This window comes from Citrobacter sp. CK189, from assembly GCF_030333505.1.
Taxonomy (GTDB): Bacteria; Pseudomonadota; Gammaproteobacteria; order Enterobacterales; family Enterobacteriaceae; genus Citrobacter_B; species Citrobacter_B koseri.
The window spans coordinates 269,430-283,982 of the sequence record NZ_JAOWFV010000039.1 but is presented as its reverse complement, the minus strand read 5'-3'; the positions used below and the strand labels follow the sequence as shown (position 1 = coordinate 283,982).

The following is a 14,553-nucleotide window of genomic DNA, read 5'->3' as shown; positions in this document are numbered from 1 at the left end:
TACCAGAAAGAACATTTTTGGCGATGCCGTTATACATCCTCAGAGGTAACAAGCTTATATTACAAAACATTACTCCCACTAGATGTAAAACCGGTTAGCATTAAACCTGAGCTAATCTCAGGAACCAATAGTTCCTATACTATTTATAGATATTATTCTTAATTCACTTAACAATTATGATTTAAAATATGAAGATAAATTTTATATTGAGAATTAATACCCCCTCCACCGACTGTTATATTAATCATTTAAGTGTATGTTTATACCTATAAGTAATCAATACTAGAAATAGAGTGATCTGTTTTAATTCTTACGGAGTATTTTTGAAGTTATTAAATTCGATATACGGTAGCAAAGGGGAATTAAACACAAATCATCCGATATATTATTTTCTACTGTTTGTGCCGTCATCGCAGGTGCTGATGAGTAGCAGGAGATAGAATATTTTGGTCATGTTCATCTGTACTGGTTAAAAAGTTACGGGGATTTTGAAAATGGTATTCAGGTTCATGATACCGTTGCCAGAGTTGTATCCTGCATAAGCCCTAAAAAATTCCATAAATGTTTCATTAACTGGATGCGTGATTGTCACGCTTCAGATGATGGAGATATTATTGCTATTGACGGGAAAACACTTCGCCATTCAATACTTTTCATTCCGACCGGGAGTTATCACGCGTTTTTGCTATCCACGAACCAGCCTCTGGCTGTACTGTTTCCAAGAAGCACGCCAGTATCAGTATGTAAAACTCTTACCCGGCAGGGAAAACACCAGCAAATAGAAAACAATTCATTAGCCCAAAGGATTACACCAAGTCCGAGTACCACTTCTTTAGAGCCTATTCGTTAAGAAGTGAGATCCTTAACGGGCAAGACAAGTCCCGACCCCATATTGTGCAAAAGTGAACATCGTTCATTTTCTATCAGATCGTTCAGGGATTCAGAATCCGGATGGTGTTTATGACATCGTCCGGATTTTTTTCGTCCCTACCCTTTCCATTTCATCCCGTTACAGATCTTACCCTGCCTGCGCGCCACAGGAGCATACCTCTGCCAGGATGACCACCTGAGTCATCACGATATAAATCCATCTCCCGTCTCGTTTAGGCTATTATCGTTAGTATATATTGTATTCAGAATGACAACTTTCAGGATGAATATGAGTAAGTTACGCACTGCAATTATCGTGGATGATCATCCCCTCGCGCGTCTGGCTATCCGTGGAGTGCTGGAGAAACAGCGCATTACTGTAATTAACGAATATGAAGACGGGGCGACTGCGCTGGAAGCGTTAACAAAAACGGCTGCGGATATTGTTGTCGTGGATGTCGAGATCCCCGGAGTGAATGGCGTCGAACTGGTAGAAAAGCTCAGAGCACGGCAGTTCACCGGCGTGCTGATTGTCGTGTCCGCGAAAAACGATCGTTACTACAGCAAACGTTGCGCTCAGGTGGGCGCTAACGCTTTCATCAGTAAAAAACAGGATATGGAAAACATTCTGGCCGCCATTAATGCAGCGCAAAATGGTTATAGCTATTTTCCTTTTTTCCTTGAAGCCCCCTCAGTTGCGTTAACCGATGCACAACGCCTGGAATCCCTCTCGGCACAGGAGATGAAGGTGATGGGCTATATGCTTAATGGTCTTGATAATTCACAAATTGGCGATGCAATGCATATCAGCAGCAAAACGGTCAGCACCTATAAAACACGGTTAATGGAAAAGTTAGGCTGCAAATCATTAATTGAGCTGCTCTCATTTGCCCACCAAAATAAGCTGACCTGATGATGAATAAATGGCCCATATTCGTGCTCATTGTTTTATCGATTACCGGGCGTAGCGTTCATGCCCAGGATGAGCTACCCGTTGAGCTGGAGTTGTCGGGCTACAATTACATTACGCCGGTTCCTGTTTATCTGAGTGAGGATGACAAGCGCTGGCTGAAACAGAAAAAAACGCTTAAGGTTGCGGTTTATCAACCAGAGCAATCGCCCCTCGTGCAGACCACGCTCACAGGACGTTACCGTGGGATGAATGCCGATTATCTTGTGCTGATTCAGCATTCACTCAACACCCACATCAGCGTGACGGCCTGGAAAAATCAGGAATCGGCAATTCATGCGCTGAAAGCGGGCGAAGTCGATATGGTCTTGACCGGTCTGGAGAGTCGCCCTTTCGCCGAAGAAGGCATTCTGTCCTCGCAGCCGCTGGTACATTCCTGGCCAAATTTAGTGACGTCGTTAGCCAATGTCATGGTTCCCTTGCAGAGTGCGCAAAGCACCCGGGTCGCTACTGTGAATCACTATCCTGATGAGGGGTTTATTCAGCAGTCATTTCCTAACGCAGAGATCATTAATTACTCCACCTATCAGGAAGCGCTCAGCTCCGTCGCGCATGGGCAAAACGCCTGGTTTGTTGGCGACTCACTGACAACCAGCACCTGGCTATCGCAGGAATTTAGCCTCGCGTTGACGACGGTGAAATACTGGCCTGAACCACAGAAAAAAAGCGCCTTTTTATTTTTGCCAACGCAGGAACGTCTGCTGACAATTGTGAATAACACGCTCAGCGCCATCGATGAAAATGTGCATGGGCAAATAGCCCAGTCAATGATCGATAAAGGCAATCTGTCCTTTCTGTTAGAGCCGCTTAACCTGACCAACCGAGAGAAACAGTGGCTGAAAAGTCATAGCACACTGCGTGTCATCATTAACCCGTGGTTTGCGCCTTACACTATGGTCGACAGTAACCAGGAAACGCGGGGCGTGGTGGGGGATATCCTGAATCTGATCGGTCTGCAAACCGGTATGCAGTTTGAAACCATTGTCGTCAAATCGAACGAAGAAATGGTTTCTGAAATGAAGAAAAACAACTGGCATATTGTGCAGGCCGCAACCTACGACTTGAGCCGTGAAAACGCGCTCTCCTTTACCCATCCCTTTATTACCACCCAATTCGTCACCGTTGTCAGAAAAGAGAATACGCAGGAGACCACGCTACGGGCGGGGATGAGTGTGGCGATCGGCGCCGACCACGCGTTACTGGAAAAGCTTAAAGCCCAACACCCCGGCATCCAATGGAAAGAGGTGGAAAACTCCAGCGTAGCCTTGAATCTCGTGGCGACGGGAAAGGTGGACGCGGCCATTTCAAATCAGCTGACGGCCCGCTATATGAGCGAGCATTATTATCCCGATCAGCTCGCCTGGCTCCCGATTGCCGGTGAAGCGCCAGCGGCAATCAGTTTTGCCGTTCCCCGTTCCGAACCGGAACTTCGGCAGATCCTGGACAAAGCCCTGGATGATATTCCGCAAAAAGAGATTTTCCAGATCGTCAGTAAATGGATACGCCTGCCGGACGTCAAAATTGATACCTGGGAGTTGTATAACAGACCGTTCTATCTGGTGGCGATACTGGCGACGTTGCTGGTGGTGAGCAGCTTGCTGTGGGCCGTTTACCTGTCGCGGAAAGTCCGCCAAAGGAAACGTTCTCAACGCTTACTGGAGGCGGAACGAAACAAGGCACAGCAGGCCAATGAAGAGAAGCGGGAATTTCTTTCCCATATGAGCCACGAGATCCGAACGCCGGTCAGTGCAATTATGGGATTTCTGGAACTCTTGCAGCTCTCCCCCGCTCGCTTCAGCCCTGAGGATAAAGCATCGGTGGATCAGGCTGCCCAGGCCTCGCGATCATTGTTAAAACTGATTGGCGAGATCCTCGATCTGGAAAAGATTGAATCAGGACTCTTAGACACCGTTCCGCAGTGGGTAAATGTTGATGCTCTGATAAAAGAAAAAATGACGCTGTTTAGCGCACTGGCGGCCCAAAAAGGGATCGACCTGCGTTATGACTCGCGGCTGGACCCGCAAGAGGCGATGCATCTGGACCCCCAGTTGCTGGGGCAGGTACTCACCAACCTCATTGGCAACGCGGTTAAATTTACGCAGCAAGGGTATGTCAGGATTTCGGCGACAAAGTCCAACGCGATGCTGGCGCTCTCGGTGAGCGACTCCGGTCCGGGTATTAGCACTGAAGAACAGAACCGTTTATTCACCGCCTTTAGTCAGGGGAAAGCGGGTAAGCATCATCGCGGTTCGGGCCTGGGGTTAGCGATCAGCCGGGCATTGATGACGCAAATGGGGGGAACCATCGCGCTGCAAAGCGAAATAAACCGTGGAACCACCCTGACGCTGAACCTGCCCGTGCAAACCTCGCGTGATATCACGCCGGTATCTATTGACGCGCCCCCGCCCCCTCCCGTTATTCAGGGGACGCTGCGGGTATTAATCGTTGACGATCATCCCTCCAGTCGACTGCTCCTGAAACGCCAGCTTGCAACGTCAGGTATTGTTGCGGATGAAGCCGAAAACGGCGAAGAGGCCTTACGACACCTTCAGCAACAGCATTATGATTTGCTTATTACCGACCTCAATATGCCCGCAATGGACGGCATTGAACTTACCCGTCAGGTACGGAAATTTAATCGCGACCTCACCATCTGGGGGTTGACCGCCTCAGCGCAAGAACATGAACGCGAACGCTGTCTTGCGGCAGGCATGAATGCCTGTATTTTCAAGCCGATTACGTTATCGCAAATCTCGCACTTCCTTTCAGGAATGTGTGAGACAGCCAATACGATGTTTGATATCGAAATGCTGGGTATGCTGGCGCAAGGCAACCGGTCGCTCATGCTTACAGCGTTAAAAGATGCACAGCAGGAGAACCGCCGTGATTTAGTCGCCGCCCGACAAGCGGCGCATACTGAAGATTATCTGACCGTGAAGCGTCATATTCATCGCATTAACGGGACTGCCCAACTGCTGGGCGTTAAGGCATTGATGAAGGTAGCGCAGTCGCTGGAAGACAAACTACCTGACGCCATTTCCGCCGCAGACCTTGCCACAGACCTTGATCGCATCGACGCCTTACTTGATGAATTAGATCAGGCTATCGCAACATTCATTCCATAACCTTCCTACACGCGTAGGCGGCACCTGACAGAAAAATAAGGTGCCGCTGATGTTGTCCCGTTGTTAACCAGGTAAAATTAGCCTTGTTCTGACGGAATATATTTCGTTAATTAAACCTGGGATATTTCCTAAGAAAAATCCATTTTTGCCGTCATTTCAAGTTTCAACTATCAAATGACATCAAACCATTAAACTACACCTATCAATAGTGATAGTGTTAAATTTCATTTTTATGGCACATAAATAGTTTTTTATTTCAATAAAGACAGCAATCACTGGATCGTTGTTCTTTTGAAAGGGAACAAATAGAAGAAACGATCGTTTTTATGATTATATTCGAAATCCATTATTTTTGTGGTGTCATCTGATTTTATTTTCTGTAAATTTCACAAAGAAACATGAGGTGAATTTCTGGCGTTAAATAACCAAAGAGGGCATGCCAAAAAGGGAAGTTTTATGGATTTGTCAAACTCCGTTTTTTCTGATGATTATTTTTTTATCGTCGGTATCAGTACGCTGTTAACATCGGAGTTGATTGATGAAAATTACTACATAGTAGATGTTGAGACAACAAACCTCCTGCAGGTTAAAGAGCATTTTTTTGCAGACAGGAAGATTATTGCGTTTATAAGCAATGATCTTGACTACTATGCATTAAAACATCTACGGAGTATTACGTTTGTTGATAAGCGAAGCCGACTTAATGAAATTCTGTCCTGCCTGTTTGTCAATGATTCCCGATATATTTATCGGGTGAAGTACACGCTTTCAATGCGAGAAAGCGAAGTGCTCTCATGTATGCAAAAAGGGCTTGATGCGAATGAGATTGGTAAACAATTAGGTATGACGGTTAAGACATTTTATGCCCACCGGCGCAGTTTGGTTTTTAAACTTCAGGTCGGCAATCGTATATCTTTGTACCGAACTATCGCACGAGTAGAAAGTTATAAGCAGGACACCTGCGAACACAGTATTTCGTTAATCAGACAATGTCATTCGTCAGATAAGTATTTCACTGGAGGGAATTAGCACATTATTAATTAACATTTAAAGTATCAGTATATTATTTCTTAAATATTAACTTAACTAACTGGATCTTATATGAAAAAGATTGCACTGATTTCCGCGATTTTATCGCTCTCTGTATTTCAGGCAGCAAATGCTGCTGACGGCGTAATTAGTTTTACTGGCAGCATCACCGGTACGGCCTGTGTGGTGGATACCTCTGCGATTGCGCAGCCTGTCAACCTGGGGACTGTCGCAACAACCGCATTCTCAGGCGGTAGCGGAGCAACGGCGGCGGCGAAGCGTTTTAATATTGTGCTGAAATCCTGCCCGGCCAGCATTTCCAACGCCAGTATTCGTTTTGATGGCATCACCGACACGATTAACCCTTCTATCTTAGCGCTGAGCAATGGGCAGACAGCATCGAATGTTGGTGTCGCGATTTATGAACAGGACAACTCAACGTTGATCCCCGTGGGTTCCGCATCCTCCAGCGTAGCGCTGGAAGAAGATGTTGATAACACACTGACTTACTTTGCCAAATATATGGCAACCGGCGCTGTTGGCGCGGGTACGGCAAACTCTTCAACCGCGTTTACCGTTATTTACCAGTAAAAGCAGGGCCCTTCGCGGCCCTGAGTAATTCACTCAGGATCTCTTCATGTTTCAGAAAGTCTATAAAAAGATTGCCGTTGGTCTTTTGTTTATCTCCGCAACGGCAATAAGCGGTGTGGAAATAGGCGGCACCCGGCTTATTTATAACGGCAGTGGCAATCAGGCGGCAATCAGCGTTAACAATCCAGATAACAAGCCGTATTTAATTCAGTCATGGGTAAGCAAAAGTGAAAATGGCGATGACAGTGACAATGCATTCATCACCACGCCGCCTTTATTCAAATTAAATTCGCAGGCGCAGAATTCAGTACGCGTTATGTTATCAGGCGACACGCTCCCTACGGACAGAGAAAGTGTTTACTGGTTGAATATTAAAGCAATCCCTTCGTCATCACCGGATGCTAAAAATGAATTATTGATTGCGGTCAAAAGTAAAATGAAGCTGTTTTATCGTCCGGCAGGATTAAAAGGCGACCCTTCACTTGCGTATCAGCAGCTAACGTTTTCAAGCGTGGGTGGAAAGTTAAGTGTGCATAACCCCTCGCCGTATAGCGTGTCGCTATACGACATCAAGGTGAATGGGAAACAACTAGCAAAACCTCCAATGGTTTTACCATTTCAAACGGTATCGCTACCTCAGTCGGCGGTAACGGGTGGTGAAGTATCGTGGCGTGCGATTAATGACTTCGGAGGCATTACGGCTGAACATAAATTTAAAATGTAGGTTACAAAGCCATGTTTCATGTCAATGCAGTTTCGGGTTTTGCTAAATTAACTCGGTTATCCACACTTATTTATCTGTGTACGCATACTCCTGCTGTACTGGCTGGCGATTATTTCTCTCCAGATTTTATTGAAACCCGTGGAAATATCCCGCGTGATATTGATATTTCTCGTTTTAATGAAGCTGACGGGCAGGTGCCTGGCGTCTATCACGTTGATGTCTATGTAAATGGAAATTATCTGGCATCACAGGATATTTCATTTATTGACAGTAAGAGTGGGTTAATACCGGTGTTGACTCGTGCAGATCTGGTGCAATGGGGCGTTAAGCGCAATGCACAACCTGAATGGATGCACATGGCAGATACCGCGAACGTTGAACACCTCAGCAAACTGCTTCCCGGCAGCCAGCTTATTTTCCAGTTTGACGGGATGCGCCTGGATCTCTCCGTACCGCAGGAGTATCTACAGCGCGATCCCCGGGGGTCGGTATCGCCTGAGCGGTGGGATGATGGACTGAATATGCTGTTCCTGAACTACAACTTCTCAGGCGCTAACACGCATGGCAGCGACAAGTCGAGTAACGACAGCTATTTGAACCTGCGTAGCGGTATTAACGTTGGGCCCTGGCGATTGCGTCATTACGCCACTTATAACAACAACGATGGCGCTGGTCACTGGAACACCCTTGGCACGTCGCTGGAGCGTGACATTAAGGCTCTGAAAAGTCAGTTCAGCATAGGCGATGGTTATACGCAGGCCGGTGTGTTCGACAGCGTGAATTTTCGCGGCGCGCAGCTTTATTCAGATGACAGCATGATGCCGGAAAGCGTCCGTGGTTTTGCTCCCGTGGTACGCGGTATTGCACAAACCAACGCGCAGGTCACCATTCGTCAGGGTGGCAACGTTATCTGGCAATCTTATGTGCCGCCAGGCCCGTTCGCGATTGACGATCTGTACCCGACCACCGCCAGCGGCGATCTGGAAGTGGCGGTACGTGAGGCGGATGGATCGGTGCATCAGTTTATTCAGCCATTTTCCGCGGTGCCGGTGATGCAACGCGAAGGTCAGTTCAAATATGCGCTGGCAGCAGGGAAATATCGCGCGGCAAACAGCAAAGATAAAGAGCCGGAATTTCTACAGGGCACGCTGAGCTACGGTTTACCCTGGGATAGCACGATATATGGCGGCACGCTGGTATCCGCAGATTACTGGGCCGGAGCACTGGGGATCGGAAAGGGGTTCGGTGAATTCGGCTCACTCTCTTTTGACGCCACTTTCGCCCGTACGCAACTGCCCGGCAAGACAGAAGAAGGCGTGTCGTTACGCGCGCAATACGCCAAAGACTTTGCTTCGACGGGCACCTCATTCAGTTTGATGGGCTATCGCTATTCCTCATCAGGTTTTCGTGATTTCCAGGAAGCGAATGGGGACGTGAATACCTTTCGAATGGGGAGCGACACAATACGTGAAGGCAACAGCTGGCGCTATGAACGGAACAAACGCAGCAAGGCGCAGGTGACGCTGAACCAGCGACTTGGCGACTGGGGAAATATAAACCTCTCCGCCTGGCAACAGGATTACTGGGGCGGCGACACCGAGCGCAGCGTTAACGTGGGTTACAACACCAGCATAAACAATATCAACTACGGCCTGAACTACAGCTATTCACGCGGCCCCTGGCACAATGAAAACGATCATATCGTCTCTCTGACGATGCAGATTCCGCTCTCACGTTTCCTGCCAGACAGCTGGATGACGGTATCCGGGAACAGCAACAAAAAAGGCGATACGACTTCGCAGGTGGGGTTATCCGGTTCAGAGCTGGAAGATAAAAACCTGAGCTGGAATGTGCAGCAGGGCTACAACAGCAAAGGCTCGGATGCGATGGGAAGCGCTTCCGTCAATTACAAAGGCCGTCATGGCGAGTATCAGCTTGGTTACAACTACTCTCGCGATAACCGCCAGATGTCGGTTGGGGCGATGGGCGGCATTGTGGTTCACCCTTACGGCGTCTCGGCCACGCAGCCTCTTGGCGAAACTATGGCACTGGTGAAAGCGGACAACGCGGCGGATGTGAAAGTGGCGAATAACAGCGGGATTTACACCGACAGCAGAGGTTTTGCCGTGGTGCCGTATGTCACGCCATATCGGCAGAACAGTCTGTCATTGGATACCGCATCGCTGAACCCGCATACCGATGTGCTGAATGACACCTACACCGTTGTACCGACCAAAGGCGCGCTGGCGCTGGCTGATTACCCTACCGTCACCGGTTATAAGGTCATGCTTCAGTTCACCGGAAAAGAGATTCCGTTTGGCGCGACGACCCGTATTAAAAATCACGACAACATTCCAGAAGGAATGGTTGACGATCGCAAACGCGTCTGGCTCAACGGCGTACCGGAAAAAGGAAGCGTGATCGTTAACTGGGCCGAGGGAAGTTGTCAGGCAACGTATCAGATAACGCAGATCGCTGACAAACCGCAAACAGTCATCGCGCAATGCCACTGATCTGGAGAGAAAGAAAAATGTATCGAATTTTAATCAGCTTAATTTTTACCTCGCTGGGATTATTTTCACACACCGCCCTGGCGTGGAACTGCACTACGGTTACGTCAACAACAACGATCTCACCGCAGAATGTAACTATCTCGCGGGATCTCCCTGTGGGCTCAATAATAGGAACACAGGTTATTACACCGACAATTAATGCCTTTAACTGTTGGGACTCCGCTGAGGGCGTTATATCCAGGCAGATTTTTGGTATCAGAGCCATTGGCACATTCGATTCGTCACTCAACGGGCGTCAGATATATAAAACGAACATTAGCGGCGTGGGGTATTCCCTGTCCGCCGCAACGACAAAATGTGCCGCAGGCATCGTGACCGTTACGGGAAGCAATACCATACGGGGAGACATAAATACCGCTAAGCTCTGTGAAAATACGGCGGGGATGGTGAACAGCAATTTGGATGGCGTGGTTATCGTGACGTTTTATAAGACGGCAGCCGAAACCGGGTCTGGAACAATAACGGCAAGAACCGTGGGATCGCTGGTTATGTTAAATAACGCGCTGCTGTGGCATTCACCTGAATCTTCCGTCAATATCAACGCGTTCACGGTTACCACGCCAGCCTGTAATCTACAAACGACGTTTATCCCCGTGAATATGCAGGACGTGGATAAACAAGCCTTTAATGGCAAAGGCACCACGCCGGGAGACGCACACACAAAGTCTTTCGATCTGCCGATGGTTTGTAATGCCGGAACAAAGGTCAGCGTTAAGATGGAAGGCGATATTTTTGATGCGAGCAAAGGCGTGCTGAAAACCATTGGCGGAAATAATGCCGCCACGGGCGTGGGAATCCAATTACTTTATAACAATCAGCCGATGGCGCTGGGTTCAGATGTCGCCGTTGGCACTTCATCCTCCGGCGGCGGATTCACGGTGCCGCTGAAAGCGCGTTATTACCAGACCGGAGACACCATCACGACCGGTGCAGCGAATGGCGTTTTGTCATTTACCATGACATACCAATAAGACAGTGAGGGGGCGGCAAGACCGAAGCTGAACCACGTCCCCTCGCCATTTATTTTACCGGTTTTCCGTGGCGGTCGCCGGATTACGCAATTGCCCTATCAGCCGCTGCATGTTGTCCTCACAGGAAATACCGTCAGGCCGGTTTGCAATACTGGCGATCAGACTCAGCAACTCGCTCTTGCTCTCTTCAAGCTGCTTCTGCATGAGTTCAATCTCCGCGATACGCTTCTCCAGGGATTGTATCAGCCCCTCGTGATCCCACTTTTTCTGCTCCTGCGGTAAAAAGCAGCGGATCTGCCCAAGTGAAAAACCGGCACGCTGAGCGTTATCAATAATCTTCAGCAGATTCGCCACCTCCGCCGAATAATTACGATACCCGTTGCTCTGACGCTGAGGAGGACTGATCAGCCCTTCTGCTTCGTAAAACCGAATACGGGAGGGCGTAAGCCCCGTTACTTTTGCCAGTTCACCAATCTTCATACCGTTTACAGACCTCTCTTGACCTTAAAGTTAACTTTAAACTTATACTCTCTAAACGGTCAACAGAAGATCGTTGCCGGACGAGCGCGCAGACCCTGACGTTTCTCCTTTTTCCGGGAGCCGACGTCCTGGCGCTACGCGCAAGACAAGTCTCTCCCTTTAACAACTTACTGAACCGGAGAAACGATATGGGTTACGTAACAACCAGCGATGGCGTTGACATTTTCTATAAGGACTGGGGACCGAAAGAGGGAAAAGTGATCTTCTTCCACCACGGCTGGCCGCTCTCCAGCGACGACTGGGATGCTCAGATGCTGTTTTTCGTGGACAAGGGGTTCAGGGTCGTCGCGCACGACAGGCGTGGTCATGGACGTTCCAGCCAGGTGTGGGACGGTCATGACATGGATCATTATGCCGATGACGTTGCCGCAGTCGTTAAGCATTTAGGCGTCCAGGGCGCAATGCACGTCGGGCATTCAACCGGCGGTGGCGAGGTCGTGCGCTATATCGTGCGTCACGGCGAGGATAACGTCTCCAGAGCCGTGCTGATCAGCGCAGTTCCGCCATTGATGGTAAAAACCGACAGCAATCCGCAGGGTACGCCCCGGTCGGTGTTTGACGACTTCCAGGCACAGCTGGCCGCCAGTCGGGCGCAGTTCTATTACGATATCCCTGCGGGTCCTTTCTATGGCTACAACCGTCCGGGTTCCAGTCCGTCTGAGGCGGTCATCTGGAACTGGTGGCGTCAGGGAATGATGGGGGGAGCCAAAGCGCACTACGACGGTATCGTCGCGTTCTCGCAGACGGATTTCACGGAAGATCTCAAGCGCATCACTATCCCGGTTCTGGTTATCCACGGCGATGACGATCAGGTCGTTCCCTACCATGATTCCGGCGTACTTTCAGCCGGGCTGCTCAAAAACGGTACGCTGAATACGTACAAGGGAGCCCCACACGGCATCCCCACCACGCATGCAGATCGGGTTAACGCCGATCTGCTGGCCTTTGTGAATAGCTGATATACCAACCACGACGGATGGGCTGGCAAGTCAATTAGCAAAAAAAGGAGTCGCGGGCGGCTGCATTCCAGTTTAAAACATACGAACCTATGTTGAGGAGTCTGACCATGCTGGATCACCGCCCGAACTCACAGGATGATCGCCTGCGGCAGGACACCGCATCGCTGCGCCACGAAATTACCGCAAAAGTCAGAACATATACCGAACATCAGGAACGGGTCGTCTGCCCGTTCCCCGGTCTGAGCGTTGCTGAACTCCACGGCCCAATGCCGCCGCTTTCTTATATTTACCAGCCCAGCGTGTCGCTGATCCTCCAGGGAGAAAAGCGCGTCACGTTAGGCGATACGGCCTATGTGTACAACGAATCCCGTTTTCTTCTGACGGCGGTCAATCTGCCGACCGTCGCCGAAGTGATGCAGGCCAGCGCCGAGCGTCCTTTTATATCGCTGTTGCTGGAACTGGATTTATCTGTTGCGCGCGAAGTATTGGTTGATATGGAACAGCACGGCAATGACGTGGGATTCGCAGGCGAAGGACTCTCGCTCAGCCATGCCGACCGCTTTTTATTTGACGCCATACTGCGCTACATCACGCTCGCAGAACGCCCGCAGGATAAGGGGTATATCGGCAACCTGATTCAGCGGGAAATTCTGTATCGCATTTTAACCAGCCCGGCAGGTATGACGCTGCGGGAAACCGTACTAACGGGATCGAGCAGCCAGAGGATATCTTCCGCAATCAACTGGTTACGCACGCACTATTCCCAACCATTAAAAATGGAGGATCTGGCCGGGATTGCAGGAATGGGCGTTTCGACGCTGCATCACCACTTTCGTCGCATGACCAACATGAGCCCGTTGCAGTATCAGAAGCAATTACGGCTCCATGAAGCCAGACGCCTGTTGTTGTCAGATAATGTGGATGCCTCGACAGCGGCCATCAGAGTGGGTTATGAAAGCGTCAGTCAGTTTCACAGGGAGTACAAACGCCTGTTCGGCATCACGCCAATCGGCGATAAAGTGCAGTCGCTGAAAGGCGCAGAACGCGTCCGGGAAGCGGGAACGTTGACCGGGATACCGCGCTGATACACGCATATCGGACCGCAAAACAGTCGATCCGATATGCGTTGCTTACCGTCAGTTCGACAGTGAAGCCATATCAATCACAAAGCGGTATTTCACATCACCCCGCTCCATACGCTCAAAAGCCTGGTTAATCTGCTGGATATCGATGATCTCACACTCCGGGTACACACCTTTACGGGCGCAGAAATCCAGCATCTCCTGCGTTTGTGCAATCCCGCCAGACGGTGAACCCGTGATGCGACGACGCCCCAGAATCAGCGGCAAGGTGCTGAACCCTTCCATATTCCCCAGATTACCAACAATAACCAGCGCCCCTTCCACATCAAGTAGCTGAACGTAGGGCGAAACATCATGGCGCGTCGGGATTGTGTCAATAATTACATCAAAAGAGGACGCCGCGTTATTCATCGCCTCTGCGGAAGTCGAGAGCAGAACGTGTTCGGCGCCCAGCTCATGCGCCTCTTTCGCTTTTGACTCACTGCGGGTGATAACCGTCACCTCTGCGCCCAAAGCGGCCGCCAGACGAACCGCAAGGTGCCCCAGGCCACCGATGCCAATCACCCCAACGCGCGAGCCGGGGCCAACGTTCCAGGTCCGCAGCGGCGAGTAAACGGTGATGCCCGCGCAGAGCAACGGCGCCGCTCTGGCCGGATCAAGGCCTTCCGGCAGATTCAGGACAAACTCCTCGCGAACCACGATATGTTTCGAGTAACCGCCGTAAGTGACGTCTCCTGAGATGCGGTCACGCCCGTTATAGGTCACCGTCGGAAACTCACGGCACATTTGCTCTTCGTGCCTGCGGCACTGATCGCACTCCTGACAGCTATCGACAAGGGTTCCGACCGCCACCTGTTGCCCGACCTGATAACGCGTCACTTTACTGCCGACATCAATCACCCGGCCAATGATTTCGTGTCCGGGAATACAGGGGTAAATCGTCGCGCCCCACTCTTTCCAGTCGTCACGGGTTTGATGCAGATCGCTGTGGCAGACGCCTGACCACAGGATTTCGATCGCCACATCATTGGCACGCAATGCGCGTCGTTCAAACGTAAAAGGGGCCAGTGGCGTAGTCGCGTTTAATGCAGCATAACCGATGGTTTTCATAGCAGCTCC

11 protein-coding genes and 1 pseudogene are annotated in these 14,553 nt (G+C 49.9%); 10 read left to right on the top strand and 2 right to left on the bottom strand.

The window, feature by feature from the left end:
- Positions 1 to 361: 361 nt before the first annotated feature.
- The 8 genes and pseudogenes from OGV83_RS17030 to OGV83_RS16995 form a co-directional block, all read left to right on the top strand.
- Positions 362 to 646: pseudogene (locus tag OGV83_RS17030) on the top strand (ISAs1 family transposase); the annotation flags it as partial.
- 513 nt (positions 647 to 1,159) lie between these two features.
- Positions 1,160 to 1,783 carry an acid-sensing system DNA-binding response regulator EvgA gene (gene evgA / locus OGV83_RS17025; RefSeq protein WP_371320451.1) on the top strand — a complete coding sequence of 208 codons (624 nt, stop codon included), beginning with the start codon at positions 1,160 to 1,162 and terminating at the stop codon, positions 1,781 to 1,783.
- A complete protein-coding gene (locus OGV83_RS17020) occupies positions 1,783 to 4,965 on the top strand; it encodes a response regulator (protein ID WP_286464130.1) in 3,183 nt (1,060 codons plus the stop codon). Before evgA ends, OGV83_RS17020 begins: the two co-directional genes overlap by 1 nt.
- 456 nt (positions 4,966 to 5,421) lie before the next feature.
- Positions 5,422 to 5,994 carry a helix-turn-helix transcriptional regulator gene (locus OGV83_RS17015; RefSeq protein ID WP_012135108.1) on the top strand — a complete coding sequence of 191 codons (573 nt, stop codon included), beginning with the start codon at positions 5,422 to 5,424 and terminating at the stop codon, positions 5,992 to 5,994.
- 72 nt (positions 5,995 to 6,066) lie between these two features.
- Positions 6,067 to 6,585 carry a fimbrial protein gene (locus OGV83_RS17010; RefSeq protein ID WP_012135109.1) on the top strand — a complete coding sequence of 173 codons (519 nt, stop codon included), beginning with the start codon at positions 6,067 to 6,069 and terminating at the stop codon, positions 6,583 to 6,585.
- A 46-nt stretch (positions 6,586 to 6,631) separates the two neighbouring features.
- Positions 6,632 to 7,309, top strand: a complete 678-nt coding sequence (locus OGV83_RS17005) for a fimbrial biogenesis chaperone (protein WP_012135110.1) — start codon at positions 6,632 to 6,634, stop codon at positions 7,307 to 7,309.
- Between the two features lie 11 nt (positions 7,310 to 7,320).
- Positions 7,321 to 9,822: a fimbria/pilus outer membrane usher protein gene (locus OGV83_RS17000; RefSeq protein ID WP_286464129.1), complete on the top strand. Its 2,502-nt coding sequence runs from the start codon at positions 7,321 to 7,323 to the stop codon at positions 9,820 to 9,822.
- On the top strand, positions 9,813 to 10,853 hold the full coding sequence (locus tag OGV83_RS16995; RefSeq protein WP_242514177.1) for a fimbrial protein: 1,041 nt from the start codon (positions 9,813 to 9,815) through the stop codon (positions 10,851 to 10,853). The genes OGV83_RS17000 and OGV83_RS16995 overlap by 10 nt, the downstream gene beginning before the upstream one ends.
- 54 nt (positions 10,854 to 10,907) lie before the next feature.
- On the opposite strand, the gene OGV83_RS16990 is transcribed toward OGV83_RS16995, so the two are convergent.
- On the bottom strand, positions 10,908 to 11,333 hold the full coding sequence (locus tag OGV83_RS16990) for a MerR family transcriptional regulator (protein ID WP_047461225.1): 426 nt from the start codon (positions 11,331 to 11,333) through the stop codon (positions 10,908 to 10,910).
- A gap of 188 nt (positions 11,334 to 11,521) precedes the next feature.
- Between OGV83_RS16990 and OGV83_RS16985 the strand changes: the two genes are divergently transcribed.
- Complete coding sequence (locus tag OGV83_RS16985; protein ID WP_012135114.1) at positions 11,522 to 12,352, top strand: alpha/beta fold hydrolase; 831 nt, start codon at positions 11,522 to 11,524, stop codon at positions 12,350 to 12,352.
- A gap of 107 nt (positions 12,353 to 12,459) precedes the next feature.
- Positions 12,460 to 13,437 (top strand): AraC family transcriptional regulator, encoded by a 978-nt coding sequence (locus OGV83_RS16980; RefSeq protein ID WP_225622014.1) that lies wholly within the window; start codon positions 12,460 to 12,462, stop codon positions 13,435 to 13,437.
- Positions 13,438 to 13,488: 51 nt separating this feature from the next.
- On the opposite strand, the gene OGV83_RS16975 is transcribed toward OGV83_RS16980, so the two are convergent.
- Positions 13,489 to 14,544 carry an NAD(P)-dependent alcohol dehydrogenase gene (locus OGV83_RS16975; RefSeq protein ID WP_012135116.1) on the bottom strand — a complete coding sequence of 352 codons (1,056 nt, stop codon included), beginning with the start codon at positions 14,542 to 14,544 and terminating at the stop codon, positions 13,489 to 13,491.
- Positions 14,545 to 14,553 lie beyond the last annotated feature (9 nt).